Genomic DNA, 19,559 nt, shown 5'->3' on the forward strand with positions numbered 1-19,559 from the left:
CCAGCATGCATCATCTCTACTGCACAACAGGCCAAACCAAATGTCATGGGCCATAAAGAACCATTACGTGTCCAGTTAATTAACTGGTCCGCAGTGGTAGTAACAAATCCTTCTTTGAGAACGCCTTCTAATGCCATACCAATCACTCCCAGTCGAGAGCGCCCTTCTTCCAGATATAAACAAATCCCACAATGAATTCCAAAAGGAAAATCACCATAGAGGCGTAGCCAAACCAACCGAGATCACGCAATGCCACTCCCCATGGGAATAAGAACGCAGTCTCAAGATCAAACAAAATAAATAGGATGGCAATTAGGTAGTAGCGCACATCAAACTTCATACGTGCATCTTCAAAAGCTTCAAAACCGCACTCATAAGGAGAGAGTTTTTCAGCATCAGGCTTTGAAGGAGCCAAAATTTTACCGAGGAACATGGGGACTAATCCCACCCCAATACCTACGAGGATGAAAAGCAAAACAGGAAAGTAATTGGCGAGATTCAAAATGGTCCTGAGTCGTTTATCTATTAATTCATCAAAACAGCAAATTATTCATTATTTCACTACCGGCTCTATTGATTAAGAGCAAAAACCCTAGCTTTAAATACTTCAACTGGTGCCGACGGCGAGACTCGAACTCGCACAGCCTAAGCCACTACCCCCTCAAGATAGCGTGTCTACCAATTTCACCACGTCGGCATCTTGTAAAACCTATCAATTCTACCGCATTGCACAACTAAACCACCCCATTTTTGAGGCAGAAAAATCTGTAAAAACCTACTATTTTACTTAGGAACAGCAGGTTTGTTTTGGTCCTGGGTAGGCGCTGCAGGTGCTGCTGGAGTGGCGGCTGGGGCAACGGTTCCAGAGAGCACTCCAGGGCTTGCCTCTTTTTTATTGCTAAGCCATGTGATGCCCAGAGTACTTAAGAAGAAGACTGCGGCAAAAATAGCGGTTGCATGGGAAAGAAAATTGGCTGAACCACTTGCACCAAATAGACTGCCTGAGGCGCCTGAACCGAATGCGGCACCCATATCTGCACCTTTACCCTGTTGCAGCAATACCAGCAAAATTACCGCTAAAGCAGAAATTACCTGCAACACGATCAATAATGTCTTAAACCATTCCACAGCTCATCTCCAAATAAAAATTTACGCCTGGCAGATCGCCAGAAAATCTTGGGGGTTTAAAGAGGCCCCTCCAACTAATCCACCATCAATATCGGGCATTGCAAATAATTCCACCGCATTATCAGGCTTGACACTACCGCCATACAAAATGCCGACATGAGAGGCGACATCCTCATCAAATTCAGCTAATTGCAAACGAATATGCCTATGCATATCTTGCGCAACTTGTGCGCTAGCTACTTTGCCCGTACCAATTGCCCAAACTGGCTCATAGGCGATCAGGCAATCAGCTAAACGATCCTGTAGTACAGAAACTTGTTTGGCAACCTGGCCGCAGACGACCTCCTCGGCTCTTCCAGAATTACGCTCATCTGCAGTTTCCCCGACGCAAATGATTGGGGTCATGCCGTTATCTAAAACCTGCAATGCTTTAGCTGCAATCACTTCATCCACCTCATGATGAAATTGACGGCGCTCAGAATGTCCCACAATGACGTACTGACAACCTACTTCCTTCAACATGGCAGCACTTGCCTCACCCGTGTAGGCACCACTAGCCTGCGCTGAAGCATCTTGCGCACCTAAGCTAAGAAATGCCAGCGAATGATCTTTGATGAGTTTTGCGCATTGCGCCAAATACGGAAATGGCGGACAAATGACAAATTGACGTCCTGCAGGCATGCCACTCTCCATGCCACGGGCAACGGTCTTAATCCAATCTTCATTACTAACAAGATTGCCATTCATTTTCCAATTGCCGATGATGATGAGTGGTCGCATAAGATGGCTCAGTATTAAACCGTTAAAACAATTTTGCCAACATGCTCTGAAGATTCCATCAAGCGATGGGCATCTGCTGCCTCATTCAGAGTGAAAGTTTTATAAATAACGGGCTTAAGCTTGCCTGCGTTCAATAATGGCCACACCGTTTCATAAAGTTGCTTCGTGATCTGCTTTTTGAATGAGACAGGTCGTGGACGTAATGTGGAGCCCGTAATAGTAAGGCGGCGACGTAATATCTGACCAGTATTTACCTCTGCTTTGCTACCACCCATAATCGCGATGATCACAATCCGGCCATCATCTGCCAAACAATCGATTTCTCGCTGAACATAAGCGCCTGTGACCATATCGAGCACGACGTTTACACCTTTGCCGTCAGTTGCCTTTTTAACCTCTTCTACAAAATCTTGAGTTTTGTAGTTAATCGCTAAATCCGCACCCAATTGCATACAAGCAGCACATTTTTCGTCCGAACCCGCAGTAACCAATACCTTGTGTCCAAGCGCTTTGGCAAGCAATATGGCTGTCACACCAATACCACTAGAACCCCCTTGCACTAACAAGGATTCGCCTTCGGACAACTCACCACGCATAAATACATTGCTCCAAACCGTATAAAACGTTTCTGGCAATGATGCCGCTTCTTGATCAGTAAATCCTTTTGGATATGGCAAACATTGTGCAATGGGTGCGGTACAAAGCTCGGCGTAACCACCACCTTGCACTAATGCACACACTTTATCGCCAACCTTTAAACCTAAAGTGTTATCAGCATGAGATAAATCACCGCCAATAATTTCACCGGCAACTTCAAGACCAGGAATATCTGATGCACCGGGAGGCACTGGGTAATGTCCTTTGCGCTGTAACACGTCTGGACGATTAATTCCCGCTGCTAAAACCTTGATCAAGATCTCGCCAGTCCCAGCGCTTGGAACTGCTGGATCTGGACGAGTGGCAGCCACCAGCATTTCTGGTGCCCCATATTCTTTGATCTCAATGACACGCATGAAAAACTCCGATGAATGTAGAGAGCCTTACTTAGGCAGTTTCACCATTCGCTGGTGCAGCTTCAGTAACCGCTTCGGCTGTGCCTGCTAAAGGAGCAATCGTGCCGCCCTCTTCTGCCATTGCAGCCTTTAGTGATAAACGTAAGCGACCACGCTCATCAGCAGCTAACAACTTCACACGCACCACTTGGCCTTCTGCTAAGTAGTCTTTGACTTCTTTAACGCGCTCGTTAGAAATTTCAGAGATATGCAATAAACCATCTTTACCCGGAAGAATATTGACCAAGGCTCCGAATTCAAGCAATTTCACAACAGGGCCTTCATAGATCTTACCGACCTCGGCTTCTGCAGTAATACCTTCAATGCGGGCTTTAGCTTCAGCTAAACCATCCGCGTTGGTAGAAGCGATCGTTACTGTACCGTCATCCTGAATATCAATGCTGCATCCAGTTTCCTTGGTCAGAGCTTGAATGGTTGCGCCACCCTTACCAATCACTTCACGAATCTTGTCTGGATGAATCTTAAATGAGACCATACGAGGAGCGTGGGCAGAAAGTTCTGTACGTACTGAACCCATTGCTTCTTGCATTTTGCTGAGGATATGCAAGCGACCTTCTTTAGCTTGCGCCAAAGCAACTTGCATAATTTCTTTAGTAATACCTTGTACTTTGATGTCCATCTGAAGCGCAGTAATGCCGTTGGCAGTACCAGCAACTTTAAAGTCCATATCACCTAAGTGATCTTCATCACCCAAGATATCAGTCAATACTGCAAAACGATTGCCATCCAAAATCAAGCCCATTGCTACACCAGCAACGTGCGCCTTCACTGGAACACCAGCATCCATCATTGCCAGACAGCCACCGCACACTGAAGCCATGGATGAAGAACCATTGGACTCAGTAATTTCTGAAACGACGCGGATGCTATACGCAAAGTCTTCTGGACTTGGCAATACTGGGATCAAGGCACGCTTTGCTAAACGACCGTGACCAATTTCACGACGCTTTGGACTACCTACGCGGCCAGTTTCTCCAGTTGCAAATGGAGGCATGTTGTAGTGGAACATAAAGCGATCGCGATACTCGCCTTCGAGTGCATCAATAATTTGCTCATCACGGGCTGTACCAAGGGTCGCGACTACGAGAGCTTGTGTCTCACCGCGAGTAAATAGTGCGGATCCGTGAGTACGCGGGAGAATGCCGTTGCGAATTTCGATTGGACGAACGGTACGTGTATCACGACCATCAATACGTGGCTCGCCATTCAAAATTTGACTACGAACAATCTTAGCTTCGATTTCAAAGAGAATGTTGCCGACTGCAACTTCATCCACTTCACCATCTTCAGCTAATTTTGCAATCACTTCTTTAGTGATAGCTTTTAACTTATCTGAGCGTGCACCCTTCTGACGAATCTGATATGCCTCGCGCAAAGGCGCTTCAGCCAATGCGGAAACTTTTGCGATCAAAGGCTCATCTTTCGGAGCGGCTTGCCAATCCCACTCTGGCTTACCAGCCTCACGCACCAAATCATTGATAGCGTTAATAGCAGTTTGCATTTGCTCGTGGCCGAACACCACAGCACCCAACATCACTTCTTCAGAAAGCTGATTTGCCTCGGATTCCACCATCAAAACTGCAGCTTGTGTACCAGCAACAATTAAATCCAACTCGCTCGTAGCTTGCTCAGAACGGGTTGGGTTCAAAAGGTATTGGCCATTTGCATAACCAACGCGAGCAGCGCCTACTGGACCGCTAAATGGAATACCTGAGACTGCCAACGCAGCAGATGCGGCGATCAATGCAGGGATATCAGAAGGCACTTCTGGGTTAATCGACAACACATGCACAACTACCTGCACTTCGTTGTAAAAACCTTCAGGAAACAACGGGCGGATTGGACGATCAATCAAACGAGAGATTAATGTCTCACCTTCAGATGGACGGCCTTCGCGACGGAAAAAACCACCAGGGATTTTGCCTGCTGCGTAAGTCTTTTCTAAATAATCGACGGTTAATGGGAAAAAGTCTTGGCCTGGCTTAGCAGACTTGGACGCTACAACAGTTCCCATCACCACGGTGTCATCAACGTTAACAATAACGGCACCACCTGCTTGACGAGCGATCTCGCCTGTTTCCATCGTTACTTGATGGTTGCCCCATTGAAAACTCTTTACTGCTTTTTTAAACATGGTCATTCTGATCTTCTCCAAATTGTTCACGCCATGCTCACATGAGCATCACGTTTGTCGCGGGATAAAGCAGTGTCACGACAACACTGGAGCGATTTGGATTACAAGGGATGCCATTCCAGGGAGACTCTGAAAACAGAAACTCATTGGAATGACACAATCCCCTACACAAATAATCTAAAAGCGCTCAAAAAACATGCCACCTTCTTAAGACTGATTCTGTAAAGAAACAACCCTAAGTGAGATGGCATTGCAATACCGATAAGAATTACTTACGGAGACCTAATTTCTCGATCAATGCGCGATAGCGATCCAGATCTTTGCCTTTGAGGTAATCCAAGAGGCGACGGCGACGTGAAACCATCTTCAACAAGCCACGACGGCTGTGATGGTCTTTGGCGTTAGCCTTGAAATGGGGGGTTAATTCATTGATGCGGGCGGTAAGCAATGAAACTTGAACTTCAGGGCTACCCGTATCATTTGCGCTGCGCGCGTTTTCTTTGACGATTTCCGCCGTCTTAATATCAGCAACTGCCATTTTTAATACTCCTTACTTGCGAACACCTGAGCTTTCACCCAACTTGTGTCGTGCGTTAATTACAAAATAAAACAAAAAAAGCTTTACAAATCAAAGCCATCTAATTGTAGCAGACCGCAGCGCTAAACCCATAAGCCTTGCCAGTGAAAAAATGGGTCAGGATGATTCAATTAAAAATTAATTCAATTAAATCAATCACTTACGAATATTTTGTGGATTTTGTGTGAATTGACTCAGAATGGTCGGGGCGAGAGGATTTGAACCTCCGACCACATGCACCCCATGCATGTACGCTACCAGGCTGCGCTACGCCCCGACAAAAGAAAATTGTAGCAGTAACTATTTCGACAGAATTTGTAACACCGCTTGCAACTCTTCACGCAAGCGTAACTCATCTCGCGCTTCTTCAAGACGGTTGCGGGCTCCGCTAATGGTAAAACCCTCTTCATAAAGCAATGAACGAATCTTGCGAATGAGCACCACTTCATGATGTTGGTAATAACGACGATTACCACGACGTTTTTGCGGACTTAACTGTGAAAATTCTTGCTCCCAATAGCGCAACACATGGGAACGCACACCGCAGAGATCTGCTACCTCACCAATGGTGAAGTAGCGCTTGGAAGGAATTGGGGGAAGTTGAGAGCTCGGGAGTGCCGAGCTTGCATCAAACTCGGTTTTCTCGAGCATGTGACTCCACTACATCTTTCAGCTTTTGGCTTGCATGAAAAGTAACCACGCGTCTTGCAGCGATTGGAATCAATTGACCTGTCTTTGGGTTTCGGCCAGGACGAGCCGATTTATTGCGCAATTGAAAATTACCAAAGCCAGAAATTTTGACTTCAGTACCTGCTTCTAGCGATTGACCAATGCGGTCAAAAAACGCATCGATCATATCTTTTGCTTCGCGCTTATTCAATCCAACTTGATCAAAGAGTGCTTCAGAGAGTTCGTTTTTGGTAACGGTATCGTTAGTAATCATTTCGCTCATGAAAAGTCTCTTTGATATTGATTTCTTTAAATTTTTTCTTGGAATCGTAATACTAAACCTAGCGCAGACGAGCTGCACATTTTTTTTCTGCCACACCCAATAAAGCGGTCATAACAGCATCGATTTGGGCATCTTGCAAGGTTTCTTGAGGATTTAACAGGGTAACGCGGAAAGCCAAACTCTTTTCATCATCGGCCATGCTATTGGAGCCTGCCTTAGGCTTAAACTCATCAAACACCTCAATTGCACGCACAAAATTCTGTTGAGATGCAGTCATAGCATCGAGCAAGACTTGGGCAGAAACGTTTTCTTTAACTACAAGCGCTAAATCACGCTGCACTGCCGGAAACTTACTTAACTCTTCAGGCGTTGGTAAACCCACATGACAAATTGGGTCTAAATCCAATTCAAACAAGACTGGCGCTTGTGGCAATTCATAAGCTTGTTGTAGACCAGGATGCAATTCACCAATCCAACCAACAGCAATACGATTTTTGCCATCTTGCAAAAAGACTTTAGCGCTACGACCCGGATGAAGGGCAGGATGTTGTGCAGATTCAGTGACAAAATGTAGAGGATCTAAAGCGCGCTCGAGATCACCTTTGATATCAAAAAAATCTACCGCTCTGCTAGCGCTTGCCCATTGCTCGGGAACTGCAGCTCCATAAGCTAAACCACCAATCTTTTGAGGTTGATGAAAACCAGCAACCATCCCAGCTTGCTCTGTAATTGCGAGATCGCGTTTGAATACACGACCAGCCTCAAACAGACGCAAACGCCCTGCTCCACGGTTCAAATTTGTCTTGAGATTGGCCAGCAAACCACCCCATAGGGTGCTACGCATGACACCATACTGATTAGCAATGGGATTGAGCACACGAATCAGATCTTGCTCTTGGGCGCCAGTGAGGCGCTGCTCGCTTTCTTGATCTGTAAACCCAAAATTCACTACCTCTTGATAGCCTTGCAAAGCTAAACGTTGACGTAATAAATGAATGCCACGTTTTTCTTCAGCATGAGCACTCATTTTGAGTGTTGCCAACGGTGGCTTGTCTGGAATATTTTCAAAGCCGTACATACGCGCGACTTCTTCAATTAAATCCTCTTCAATTTCAATATCAAAACGATAGCTTGGTGGTGTTACAACAAAGACATCGCCTTCGTTCTTAAATTCAAAACCAAGACGTTTAAAGATATCGCCAACGATTTGGGTTGTCAGCGGGATGCCAATGACTTTTTCTGCCCTGGCTAAACGCAACTTGACAGGCTTACGCTCGGGAATATTGAGAACTTGATCATCGACTGGACCTGCCTGGCCACCACAAACTTCGAGAATGAGTGCGCTTAGATACTCCAAGCAATTCACAGTATTTTGGGGGTCTACGCCACGTTCAAAGCGATGCGCCGCATCCGTACTGAAATTAAAGCGGCGGGCACGGCCTTGGATTGCTGAAGGTGGCCAATAAGCAGCCTCAACATAGATATTCTTCGTATCATCAGACACGGCGCAGTGATTGCCGCCCATGATCCCTGCAAGCGCTACCGGGCCAGATTGATCGGCAACCACGCCAGCATTTTGTAATTTTCCTGCAGAGTCTGGGCCCAACAAAGTGACTGTCTGACCGTTTAATAATTCCAATGTTTCGCCTGCTTTAGCCCAACGAACCGCGATATCGCCACTCAATTTGTCGATATCAAACACATGGGTAGGCTGACCCATTTCTAACATGACGTAATTGGATAGATCCACCAATGCAGAGATACTTCTTTGACCTGCACGAGTCAAACGCTTCACAATCCATTCAGGCGTTTTTGCTTGCGGATTGACGCCACGAATAATGCGGCCGGCAAAGCGCCCACAAAGCTCGGGGTTTTCAATCGTCACTTTGCGCTTCTCGTCTAGCGTTACTACAGGTACAGTCCATTGAGGAGCGCAGAGTGTGGCGCCGGTGATAGCGGATACTTCCCTGGCCATCCCCATAAGCGAGAGACAGTCTGCTTTATTTGGAGTTAATTTAATAACGTAGATTTGATCATCAAGATCGAGATACTCACGAATATCTGTTCCTACAGGTGCATCTGCAGGCAATTCCAAAATACCTTCATGATCATCACCCAGTCCAAGCTCGCGGCCAGAGCACAACATACCTTGGCTCTCTACACCACGCAGCTTGCCAACCTTAATCATGAATGGTTTTCCACCCGTTTCTGCGGGAGGTAATGCAGCGCCAACTAAGGCACAGGGAATCTTAATACCTGCTCGCGCGTTAGGTGCGCCACAAACAATCTGCAACTCTTGACCAGTTCCCGCATCGACTTTGCAAACTCGCAGACGATCAGCGTCTGGATGTTGCTCAGCAGACAAAATCTGCGCCACTACAATTTTGCTAAAAGGTGGTGCAACTGAATGCTGCTCCTCTACCTCTAAGCCAGCCATTGTCATTGCATGACCCAACGCATCGCTATCTAGCGAAGGATTCACATACTGACGAAGCCAAGATTCAGAAAATTGCATAGCGCGATTGAAGTTTTCTTAAAGAATGGTTTTGGTTATGCAGGAAATTGCGCTAGGAATCGCAAGTCGTTTTCAAAAAAGAGGCGCAAGTCATCTACCCCGTAACGCAACATTGTTAAACGCTCTAAACCAGAACCAAAAGCAAAGCCGGTATAGCGCTCAGGATCGATTCCCATGTTACGCAAAACATTCGGATGAACCTGTCCTGCACCTGATATCTCTAACCATCGACCAGCAAGTTTGCCGCTACCAAAGGCCATATCAATCTCTGCTGAGGGCTCTGTAAATGGGAAATACGATGGACGAAAACGCACTTGTAATGCATTTGTCTCAAAAAATGTTCTCAAAAAGTCGGTATATACACCCTTGAGATCGGCAAAGGAAACATTCTCAGCAATCCACAACCCCTCAACTTGATGGAACATGGGGGAATGAGTAGCATCGCTATCTACGCGGTATGTTCTACCTGGTGCAATGACCTTGATCGGCGGCATGACCTCAGCATTCGCATATTTTTTAACATGCTCACTTGCATACCGCACTTGAATAGGACTAGTGTGAGTACGTAACAGCAAAGGCTTCTCAAGAGAGTCCTTGCCATCAATATAAAAGGTGTCCTGCATTGATCGCGCAGGATGATTTTCAGGGCTATTAAGGGCCGTGAAATTAAACCAATCCGTTTCTATCTCAGGGCCATCAGCCACTGCAAAACCAATAGAGCGAAAGATTTCTTCTACACGCTCCCAAGTACGCATCACCGGATGCAAACTGCCAACAGCTTGACCGCGCCCTGGCAAAGAGACGTCAATGGATTCCGCCGCTAAACGCTGCTGCAAAACAGCATCAGCCAAAGCCTGGCGGCGCTCTTGCAAGGCTGCTTCTACTTGGGTTTTGATTTGATTGATTTGGGCGCCAGCACTCTTGCGTTCCTCAGGCGACATTCCACCAAGCGCTTTTAAACGCTCAGTGAGAACACCTGATTTACCGAGATACCTGGCTTTCGCGTCCTCAAGAGCTGCCGAATCGGCAGCTCCGGAGAAATCACGTTTGGCATCCTCGACAATTTGGTCGAGAGAAACCATTGCAGCTTAGTTCGATGAAAACTAAGAATTAAGCTGCAGCGTTTACTACGGATTTGATCCGAGTAACCAAAGCAGCAAAAGCCGCTTTGTCAGCAATGGCCATATCTGAAAGCACTTTGCGATCGAGTTCAATCGCTGCTTTCTTCATACCATTCATGAATACGCTGTAGGTCATGTCATGCTCACGCACTGCCGCATTGATACGCGCAATCCATAAAGCACGGAATACACGTTTCTTATTGCGACGGTCACGGTATGCATATTGACCAGCACGCATAACAGCTTGCTTAGCAATACGGAATACGTTTTTACGACGACCGCGATAACCTGTTGCGGCGTCAGTGATTTTCTTATGACGGGCTCTTGCTGTAACCCCACGTTTGACTCTTGGCATTGAATTCTCCTATCTAGTCTGAGGTTAAGCGTAAGGAAGCATAGAGCGAATTGATTTGACATCAGATTTCGCAACTTCTGTGGAACCACGCAAATGACGCTTATTCTTGGTGGTCTTCTTAGTGAGGATGTGGCGTTTAAAAGCCTGGCCTCGTTTGATGGTTCCGCCTGCGCGAACCGTGAAGCGCTTTTTGGCGCTACTCTTGCTCTTCATCTTGGGCATAAAGCACCCCTTCTCTTACTTGTGCAACATAGGTGGTAACCGACGGCTACTCTTCCTGTACCCAGAAGCACTTCTTTACTGCCGGTGTCTTTGGAAATTTTTCCTCTGACACCTCCCTACATAAGCACCAGGTTATAAAACCGAGTTACTTAGCCTTGCGAACGGGGGCTAATACCATCACCATCTGGCGGCCCTCCATTTTTGGAAACTGTTCAACTTGGCCATACTCTTGTAAGTCCAACTTCAAACGCTCCAACATTCTTGCTCCGATTTCTTGGTGAGCCATTTCACGCCCCCGAAACCGCAACGTAATCTTTGTTTTATCGCCATCTTCTAAAAAGCGGATCAGATTGCGTAGCTTTACACCGTAGTCACCATCATCAGTGCCAGGACGGAATTTCACTTCCTTCACCTGAATCACCTTTTGCTTCAGCTTAGCTTCATGCTGACGCTTGGCTTCTTGGTACTTGAATTTGCCAAAGTCCATGATTCGAACTACAGGCGGCACAGCGGTAGGAGCTATTTCAACCAGATCGGTATCTTTCTCTTCTGCTGCCGCTAGGGCTTCACTCAACTTAACTACACCGATGGCCTCACCATCGATTCCAATCAAACGCACTTCAGGAGCAGTAATTTCCCGGTTAATGCGTTGCAATTTTTCAGTAGCGATCTTCTTAATTCCTTTAAAAAAACAATAAAAACCGTTCTAACCCTAGCTAGGCTCGGGTCCGACTTTCTGGGATATATCCTGCTGGAGTCGGGCAACGAAGGCATCAATAGGCATCACACCCAAATCCACTCCGCCACGGGCACGAACGGCCACCGTATTACTTTCAGACTCTTTATCGCCCACAACAAGCAAAAATGGGATCTTCTGTAATGCGTGCTCGCGTATTTTATACGTAATTTTCTCGTTCCGCAAATCAGATTCGACTCTAAACCCTTGTTTTTTCAGCAATTGCTGGACTTTTTGTGCATATGCAGCAGAATTTCCCGAAATATTGAGAACCACCGCCTGGGTCGGAGCTAGCCAAACTGGCATATTCCCAGCATGATTTTCGATCAAAATCCCAATAAAACGCTCCAAAGAGCCCACAATTGCCCTGTGAAGCATCACCGGAGTCTTACGACTGTTGTCTTCTGCCACGTATTCAGCACCTAGACGAGCAGGCATCGAGAAGTCGACCTGAATCGTGCCACATTGCCAAGTACGGCCAATCGAGTCCTTCAGGTGATATTCAATCTTGGGGCCATAAAAAGCACCCTCGCCGGGCAATTCTTCCCAATGCTGGCCAGAGGCCTTTAAAGCTCCGCGCAATGCTTCCTCGGCTTTATCCCAAATAGCATCGTCACCAACGCGCTTTGCGGGACGCAATGCTAGCTTCACCGCCACTTCCGTAAATCCAAAATCTTGATATACGGCGCGAACGGCTTTATCAAAATCCGCTACTTCAGACTGAATCTGATCCTCTGTACAAAAAATATGACCATCATCCTGAGTAAAACCACGTACGCGCATTAATCCATGCAATGCACCGGAGGGCTCATTACGGTGGCACTGTCCAAATTCACCAAAGCGTAGCGGTAATTCACGATAGCTATGCAAACCCGAGTTATAAATTTGTACATGTCCTGGGCAGTTCATCGGCTTTAATGCATACGCACGATTTTCTGACTCGGTCGTGAACATATTTTCTTTGTAGTTATCCCAATGCCCAGACTTTTCCCAAAGTGCACGATCTAATATCTGTGGAGCCTTTACTTCTTGATAACCTTCTTGCTGATAGACGCGACGCATGTACTGCTCTACTTCTTGCCATATCGCCCAGCCCTTTGGATGCCAGAAAATTAATCCCGGGGCTTCCTCTTGAAAGTGAAATAGGTCCAACTGCTTACCAAGACGACGATGGTCGCGCTTCTCGGATTCTTCAAGCATGTGCAAATACGCATCTTGATCTTCCTTACGTAACCAAGCCGTACCGTAAATCCGCTGCAACATCTCATTCTTGCTATCGCCACGCCAATAAGCGCCAGCAAGCTTCATCAGCTTAAAGACCTTTAGCTTGCCAGTAGAAGGAACGTGAGGACCACGACATAAATCGGTGAACGCACCTTCCGCATACAGCGAGACATCCTCATTTTGCGGAATGCTTGCAATGATTTCTGCTTTGTAATGCTCACCCTGATCTTTAAAAAATTTCACCGCTTCATCACGTGGCAAAACACGACGCACAACAGGCTCATCTTTTTTAGCAAGCTCGATCATTTTCTTTTCAAGAGCTGCTAAATCATCCGGTGTAAACGGACGATGATAAGAAAAATCATAATAAAAACCGTTCTCTACAACGGGGCCAATAGTGACTTGAGCTTCAGGGAACAACTCTTTAACAGCATAGGCTAATAAGTGCGCTGTTGAGTGGCGCACAATCTCCAATGCTTCAGGGCTTTTATCGGTAATGATGGCCAGTTGAATATCTTTATCGATAACAAAACTGGTATCGACCATCTTGCCATCAACAATGCCACCGAGTGCGGCTTTTGCAAGACCACTGCCAATACTTTGAGCCACATCCGCAACACGAACTGGGGCCTCAAATTCGCGTTTTGATCCGTCGGGCAGAGTAACTACTGGCATAACGACTCCATCTGTTTAACTGAATGTACTTCTATTTCACTGACAAATATTGCATTACTTCATACCTAAAAATAAAGCGCGGTAGCTTGTGGGCATCCGCGCCTCTAGAGTTTCCTCTTTTTGGGTCTTTATTCGTTGGTAGGCTCGATTGGACTCGAACCAACGACCCCCACCATGTCAAGGTGGTGCTCTAACCAGCTGAGCTACGAGCCTATACAGCCCTGTAGTTTATCACCGCCGACGCACTTGGGTGACACCTTTGACCTCTTCCAAGCTATTTTGGACCACTCTTAGAACCCCGGAATCTTTCACTTCCACTGTTAGCAGGATCTGTGTCAGCCCTTTTTTAGCGGATTTACGCAGATCAGTCACGTGCACACCCTGCCGTGTTAACACCTCAAACAACTCGCGCATGAGCTCTGGCCGATCAACACCAGCTACCACTAAATCTGCTGGGAAAACCTTTTTTTGCTCTGTATGGTCAGGGGTGTCGATTGAAGTGTGAGTCCATGCGGTCTGAATCACTCGCTCCGGAGCGCGCTCTAAAAGACCACGAAACGTTTTACAAGAACGACGATGAATAGAAACGCCTTTACCCCTAGTGACAAATCCGGCAATCGCATCGGGGGGCACGGGACGACAACAACGCGCCAATTGCGTTAATAACGAATCTACACCCACTACTAGAACATCTCCACTTTGAGCAGACTTGCGACTGCTGCTGCGAAGAATAATTTCTGGTGTTGCTGGCTTGGACTCAACGGTAATTTCAGGCTTAGCATCCAATGATTTGGTGATTTGTCCCGCCTCTTCGTCATCGAGGGCATTAAACCAAGCACGCACACGCTGTCGTGCTCGCTGTGATCTCAAATAATGTTTGTCAGGACTAATCCAATCACGCGAAGGGCCACCATGCTTAACAGCAATAATTTCAACGGTTTGGCCATTTTGCAAAGCGGTATCTAATGGAACCATAGCGCCATCGACGCGTGCGCCACGACAACGATGACCTAAATTGGTATGTACAGCATAGGCAAAATCGATTGGGGTTGATCCCTTCTCCAAAGAGATCACTTTGCCAAGTGGCGTTAAAACATAAATATGATCATCAATTTCATGATGCTTAAGCTGTTCCCAAGCATCCTCTTTCCAAGAGATCAACTGCCTCGCCCAGGCGATTTGCCTTTCATAGGCAACCTGCGCACTATGAGTACCCGGTTGATGGGTAACACTTGGCTTATTGGATTTATTCAAATTCGGGGGAGTGGCCATACCAATATAGGCACCCTCCTTATAGCGCCAATGCGCTGCTAAGCCGTATTCCGCTTGTTGGTGCATTTCATGGGTGCGTACTTGTATTTCAAATGCCACGCCCTCTTCGTTCATCACCACGGTATGTAAGGATTGGTAACCATTTGGCTTTGGTCTTGCGATGTAATCATCAAACTCACGCGGCACAGGTTGCCAAACATTGTGCACAATCCCTAGCACTGCATAACAAGATTTCACATCATCAACAAGAACCCGAAACGCACGCACATCATATAAGTTTGCAAAGTCAAGGGACTTCCCTTGCATTTTTTTCCAAATACTATAGATATGCTTTGGGCGTCCAAACACATCACCCGCGATATGCGCAGCCTGTAGTTCTTGCTGGAGTTCACGAACAATACGCTCAATGAATGCATGACGCTCAATGCGCTTAGCATCAAGCATATTGGCTATATCGCGATAGACGACCGGCGATAAGACACGAAAGGCCAAATCCTCCATCTCCCACTTCATTTGCCAGATGCCTAAGCGGTTTGCCAATGAGGCATCGATATTGAGAATCTCCTGCGCCCACGACGATGGCATCACCATCTTCTCTTGAGTAACCCAACGTAAAGTCTGTAGACGTGACGCCAAGTAGATCAAAACAACGCGCAAATCATCACCAAACGCAAGCAGCATCTTGCGCAGCATCTCTTCTTGGCCTGAAATACTGAGGCCACCATCTTCACGCACTAATTTAGCCTGCGCTTGTCGCAACCCACGATAACCCATGAGTAGCTTTGTTGCTTCCTCACCAATCAGTTTGCCTAAGGCTTCTTTACCATGGGTGCGAGCGATGTTACTGGCTGCAATGAGGGTTGCCTCATCCAAATTTAAGGATTGCAGTATTTGAACTACACCTTGCGCATGAGATTCTGCTGGCTCGCCAAACCAAGCATCTTGGAAAAGGGCTGCTTTTTCAGAATGGGACGATACGTTTGCCATGGGCAAAGATTAACTAAAAAATTCCTTTGCTAGAGCAATTTGCTCTGCTTTGACAAATGCAGGTGCGTGCCCCACATGCGGAATTTCAATACTGCGAGCATAAGGATTTACCTTACACATCTCTGCTACTGTGGCAGCCGATAAAAGATCCGAGTCACCACCGCGAACGATCAGCATGGGAATATGAATTTGCTTAAAGGCATGCCACATCGCCATCTCCCCAGCCTTAGCCATAATCGGATTGACAGAGGCAAACGGTACTGAAATATTGGGGTCATAGTGCATGATCCACATACCATCACGCTGAACCAACATGGGACCGTTATAGATCTCCCACTCCTCGGGAGTATGTTCACCGAAAGTGGCACAGATTTGATTTAGACGACTAAGCGCATCAGCGCGATTAGCAAAAGAGAATGGCTGACCAACATATGATCCCAAGCGTTTGATAGCGTCTGGTTCAATTCGTGGGCCTACATCATTAATCAACATGCGACGAATTGGAGAATTTGGCATTGAGGCATACACCATACCAATTAATCCTCCCATCGAGGTTCCAAACCAGTCCACTTGATTAACACCAAGTTTCTTCACTAACTCGGCCATGTCTGCAACATATTGTGGAACAGCGTATTGCATTGGATTGGTCAAGCGATCAGAGTCTCCACGTCCTACAACATCGGGACAAACAACGTAATAGTCTTTGCACATCGCCTGCGCCAATGTTTTGAAATCGCTACCGCGCCTGGTTAAGCCATGCACGCAAATGAGTACTTTAGGGTTATTGGGATTTCCCCAAGCGTGATAGGCCATGCGATGCTGATTTTCGCCACTTGAGCATTGCACATAGAATGTATCTCCGTTGTGAAAAGTATTTGCACTCTTTTCATCATCATCAGAGATCTCGCCAACCTCTTCGGGCTGCAATGTGACATGATCAATACCATGTTTTTCTAAAAGCATTTCATTGATGCGCGACATAATTGCAGGCCATTCCATAATGTCAGCAATTTCAATGTGGCCAATTAATGCGGGAAAGCTTGGCGTCATTTCCCATACATGCAAATCATGCACCGCCAAGACACCAGGAACGCTTCGCAAATCCTTGCCAACTTGCAAATAATCAATATGCAAGGGAACGCCTTCCATAAGGAAGTGATACGACTCATGCAAAATCGAAACCGTCGACTTCAATATCAAAAGAGAGACCAAAATCGACAGAATGGCGTCAATCGGCATCCATCCTGTCAGCTGAATCACTACACCAGCCACTAAAGCTGCAATTGATCCCAATAGATCGCCCATGACATGAACCAATGCAGCTCGGGTATTGACGCTCTTCTTATCGCGCGAGAGCACCCAAGCCACAACAATATTCATCAAGAGGCCAATAGCCGCTACAACAGTAACGGTGAGGCCATCGACTTTATGAGGATCATAAAAACGGCTAATGGCTTCGACCACAATCCAAACCACTAAGCCCAACATCACAATGCTGTTTACAAATGCTGCTAAGGCCTCTGCTCTACCAAAACCAAATGAATGTTTTGCTGATGGTGGGCGGCGAGAAATCATTTGCGCTAATAGCGCTAAACCCAAAGCAGCAGCATCAGTCACCATGTGACCAGCATCCGAAATCAATGCTAAGGAATTGGCAAAATACGCTGCCGCACCTTCAATCCCAGAAAAACCCAGCGTGAGAACTAGCGCTATCAGCAGTAGGTTTTGATTGGCAACCTGTTTACTATGAGAATGCCTTGCATCCCCTTTTTTATGGGCATGCAATGAAGGATCAGCCTCTGTTGCGGCCTGAGGCTTAAAGGGCTTGAAGTGAAAATGGTGGGATCCCGGCATGGTGATCCCATTATTCCATTAATTGATGACGAATGTCAGAAACCCGAAGTGTCGACAGGGGCACCTGTTTTGGCGATGACTTCTTCTTTGGTAACGCCAGGAGCCAACTCGATCAATTTCAGGCCTTTGGGGGTAATGTCCAACACACACAAATCAGTAATGATTTTGCTGATGACTTTTACACCTGTAAGGGGTAAGGTGCACTTGGGCAGAATTTTCAACTCTTGGGTGCCGTCTTTCTTTTTGGCAACATGCTCCATCAAAACAACCACATGCTTGACCCCAGCGACCAAATCCATGGCGCCGCCCATTCCTTTGACCATCTTTCCTGGGATCATCCAGTTTGCTAAGTCACCATGCTCGCTCACTTGCATCGCGCCCAAGATCGCAATATTGATCTTGCCACCACGAATCATGCCAAATGAATCTGCTGATGAAAAAATGGATGAGCCTGGTAATGTGGTGACAGTTTGCTTACCGGCATTAATCAAGTCAGCATCAATTGTTGCTTCTGTTGGAAATGGGCCGATACCCAGCAAGCCATTTTCAGACTGAAGCCAAACTTCCATATCTTTTGGTACATGATTAGCCACCAAAGTTGGCATACCAATACCAAGATTGACGTAGTAACCATCCTTCAACTCTTTCGCAGCACGTGCTGCCATCTCATCTCTATTCCAAGGCATTTCGATCTTCCTAAATCTTCAATAATTAAGCTGCTGACAGAGTGCGCTGTTCAATACGCTTCTCTGGAGTTTTATTAATCACCAGGCGGTGCACATAGATACCAGGAGTATGGATTTCATCAGGGTGCAATTGACCATTCTCAACAATCTCTTCCACTTCGGCTACAGTAATCTTGCCAGCCATAGCAACCACAGGATTAAAGTTGCGAGCTGTATAGCGATATACCAAGTTACCGGACTTATCTGCTTTCCATGCCTTCACCAAAGAGATGTCGGAAACAATAGAACGCTCCATGATGTATTTCTCACCATCAAATTCTTTTTCTTCTTTGCCTTCCGCTACCAAGGTGCCAACACCTGTCTTGGTATAAAAAGCGGGGATGCCACAACCACCAGCACGAAGTTTTTCAGCTAATGTTCCCTGAGGTGTAAATTCCAACTCCAATTCACCCGCAAGATATTGACGCTCAAACTCTTTGTTTTCTCCAACATAAGAAGCCACCATCTTTTTGACTTGACGGGAGTTAAGCAATAATCCCAGACCAAAGCCATCTACGCCTGCATTGTTTGCAATTGCTGTTAGGTTTTGCGCACCTAAATCTTTGACAGCGGCTATTAAGGCCTCAGGAATGCCACAAAGCCCAAAACCACCAACTGCAATCTTTTGTCCATCATTTAAGATATCCCGTAGGGCATCTGCCGCCGAAGGGTACGTTTTATTCATAACATTGTCCTAATATTGCCAAAATGGGTAAAAAAGCAATCATAACGCCTCAGCGCTTCAAACCCAGCCAGATCAGGCACCAAATAGGTTTTTGCCAGATAGAACTAAACTATCAAGGCTGAAATACCCTATTTTTAAGAAATCTCGGAGAAATGGCATGAATCAGGCCCAGTTACTTGAGCAGTTTGGACCCAGGGAATCGATGGATTATGACCTGGTCATTGTTGGAGGTGGCCCTGCCGGTTTGTCTGCGGCAATCAAGGCAAAACAATTAGCCAATGAATCTGGCAACGATATCAGCGTTTGCATTTTAGAAAAGGGTTCTGAAATTGGTGCGCATATTCTGTCTGGCGCAGTCATGGACCCCAAAGCATTGACTGAACTCTTTCCAAACTGGAAAGAGTTGGGTGCACCATTAAATACGGAAGTGACTCAAGACCAGTTTTTATTTTTAACTGCAGATCATTCGTATCAAGTACCAAATTGGATGCTACCCCACTGCTTTAAGAATGAGGGCAACTATATCTGTCTCTTATACACATCT

The 19,559-nt window shown here is 46.3% G+C and carries 19 protein-coding genes, 3 tRNA genes and 1 pseudogene; 1 reads left to right on the plus strand and 22 read right to left on the minus strand.

Going from position 1 to position 19,559, the window contains the following annotated elements; translation table 11 throughout:
* The 22 genes and pseudogenes from KIH43_RS01325 to KIH43_RS01435 all read right to left on the minus strand — a co-directional run.
* A pseudogene (locus tag KIH43_RS01325) lies at nt 1-137 on the minus strand (NADH-quinone oxidoreductase subunit B); the annotation flags it as partial.
* Nucleotides 138-142: 5 nt separating this feature from the next.
* Nucleotides 143-502 (minus strand): NADH-quinone oxidoreductase subunit A, encoded by a 360-nt coding sequence (locus KIH43_RS01330; RefSeq protein WP_068948474.1) that lies wholly within the window; start codon nt 500-502, stop codon nt 143-145.
* Nucleotides 503-612: 110 nt separating this feature from the next.
* Nucleotides 613-697, minus strand: a tRNA-Leu gene (locus KIH43_RS01335).
* Between the two features lie 86 nt (nt 698-783).
* The gene (gene secG / locus KIH43_RS01340) at nt 784-1,128 is read right to left on the minus strand and encodes a preprotein translocase subunit SecG (protein WP_296968644.1); all 345 of its coding nucleotides are present in this window, start codon (nt 1,126-1,128) and stop codon (nt 784-786) included.
* 21 nt (nt 1,129-1,149) lie between these two features.
* Nucleotides 1,150-1,908, minus strand: coding sequence for a triose-phosphate isomerase (gene tpiA, locus KIH43_RS01345; protein WP_297716922.1), 759 nt, complete (start codon nt 1,906-1,908; stop codon nt 1,150-1,152).
* Nucleotides 1,909-1,922: 14 nt separating this feature from the next.
* Nucleotides 1,923-2,921 carry an NAD(P)H-quinone oxidoreductase gene (locus KIH43_RS01350; RefSeq protein ID WP_297716924.1) on the minus strand — a complete coding sequence of 333 codons (999 nt, stop codon included), beginning with the start codon at nt 2,919-2,921 and terminating at the stop codon, nt 1,923-1,925.
* 31 nt (nt 2,922-2,952) lie between these two features.
* Complete coding sequence (gene pnp / locus KIH43_RS01355; protein WP_296968639.1) at nt 2,953-5,121, minus strand: polyribonucleotide nucleotidyltransferase; 2,169 nt, start codon at nt 5,119-5,121, stop codon at nt 2,953-2,955.
* A 262-nt stretch (nt 5,122-5,383) separates the two neighbouring features.
* A complete protein-coding gene (gene rpsO, locus KIH43_RS01360) occupies nt 5,384-5,653 on the minus strand; it encodes a 30S ribosomal protein S15 (protein ID WP_068323724.1) in 270 nt (89 codons plus the stop codon).
* Nucleotides 5,654-5,892: 239 nt separating this feature from the next.
* A tRNA-Pro gene (locus tag KIH43_RS01365) sits at nt 5,893-5,969 on the minus strand.
* A 23-nt stretch (nt 5,970-5,992) separates the two neighbouring features.
* Nucleotides 5,993-6,343 (minus strand): MerR family transcriptional regulator, encoded by a 351-nt coding sequence (locus KIH43_RS01370; protein ID WP_296968632.1) that lies wholly within the window; start codon nt 6,341-6,343, stop codon nt 5,993-5,995.
* Complete coding sequence (locus KIH43_RS01375; protein WP_366069209.1) at nt 6,321-6,644, minus strand: integration host factor subunit alpha; 324 nt, start codon at nt 6,642-6,644, stop codon at nt 6,321-6,323. The genes KIH43_RS01370 and KIH43_RS01375 overlap by 23 nt, the downstream gene beginning before the upstream one ends.
* A gap of 58 nt (nt 6,645-6,702) precedes the next feature.
* Nucleotides 6,703-9,159, minus strand: a complete 2,457-nt coding sequence (gene pheT / locus KIH43_RS01380) for a phenylalanine--tRNA ligase subunit beta (RefSeq protein ID WP_297716926.1) — start codon at nt 9,157-9,159, stop codon at nt 6,703-6,705.
* A gap of 35 nt (nt 9,160-9,194) precedes the next feature.
* Nucleotides 9,195-10,241: a phenylalanine--tRNA ligase subunit alpha gene (pheS, locus tag KIH43_RS01385; RefSeq protein WP_296968628.1), complete on the minus strand. Its 1,047-nt coding sequence runs from the start codon at nt 10,239-10,241 to the stop codon at nt 9,195-9,197.
* Between the two features lie 28 nt (nt 10,242-10,269).
* On the minus strand, nt 10,270-10,635 hold the full coding sequence (gene rplT, locus KIH43_RS01390) for a 50S ribosomal protein L20 (protein WP_215382515.1): 366 nt from the start codon (nt 10,633-10,635) through the stop codon (nt 10,270-10,272).
* Between the two features lie 24 nt (nt 10,636-10,659).
* Complete coding sequence (gene rpmI / locus KIH43_RS01395) at nt 10,660-10,857, minus strand: 50S ribosomal protein L35 (RefSeq protein ID WP_114691330.1); 198 nt, start codon at nt 10,855-10,857, stop codon at nt 10,660-10,662.
* 145 nt (nt 10,858-11,002) lie between these two features.
* Nucleotides 11,003-11,527 carry a translation initiation factor IF-3 gene (infC, locus tag KIH43_RS01400; RefSeq protein ID WP_296968670.1) on the minus strand — a complete coding sequence of 175 codons (525 nt, stop codon included), beginning with the start codon at nt 11,525-11,527 and terminating at the stop codon, nt 11,003-11,005.
* A 42-nt stretch (nt 11,528-11,569) separates the two neighbouring features.
* The gene (thrS, locus tag KIH43_RS01405) at nt 11,570-13,492 is read right to left on the minus strand and encodes a threonine--tRNA ligase (RefSeq protein WP_297716929.1); all 1,923 of its coding nucleotides are present in this window, start codon (nt 13,490-13,492) and stop codon (nt 11,570-11,572) included.
* Nucleotides 13,493-13,628: 136 nt separating this feature from the next.
* A tRNA-Val gene (locus KIH43_RS01410) sits at nt 13,629-13,705 on the minus strand.
* A gap of 18 nt (nt 13,706-13,723) precedes the next feature.
* The gene (locus tag KIH43_RS01415; protein ID WP_297716931.1) at nt 13,724-15,751 is read right to left on the minus strand and encodes an HD domain-containing protein; all 2,028 of its coding nucleotides are present in this window, start codon (nt 15,749-15,751) and stop codon (nt 13,724-13,726) included.
* Between the two features lie 9 nt (nt 15,752-15,760).
* Nucleotides 15,761-17,605 carry an alpha/beta fold hydrolase gene (locus tag KIH43_RS08900; RefSeq protein WP_366069210.1) on the minus strand — a complete coding sequence of 615 codons (1,845 nt, stop codon included), beginning with the start codon at nt 17,603-17,605 and terminating at the stop codon, nt 15,761-15,763.
* Between the two features lie 35 nt (nt 17,606-17,640).
* On the minus strand, nt 17,641-18,291 hold the full coding sequence (locus KIH43_RS01430; protein ID WP_297716934.1) for a CoA transferase subunit B: 651 nt from the start codon (nt 18,289-18,291) through the stop codon (nt 17,641-17,643).
* A gap of 25 nt (nt 18,292-18,316) precedes the next feature.
* Nucleotides 18,317-19,015, minus strand: coding sequence for a CoA transferase subunit A (locus KIH43_RS01435; RefSeq protein WP_297716936.1), 699 nt, complete (start codon nt 19,013-19,015; stop codon nt 18,317-18,319).
* 157 nt (nt 19,016-19,172) lie between these two features.
* On the opposite strand from KIH43_RS01435, the gene KIH43_RS01440 reads away from it, so the two are divergent.
* Nucleotides 19,173-19,559, plus strand: a 387-nt coding sequence (locus tag KIH43_RS01440) for an NAD(P)-binding protein (RefSeq protein ID WP_297716938.1), incomplete at its 3' end; no start/stop codon positions are given.

The organism is Polynucleobacter sp. (assembly GCF_018500155.2).
Classification (GTDB): Bacteria; Pseudomonadota; Gammaproteobacteria; order Burkholderiales; family Burkholderiaceae; genus Polynucleobacter.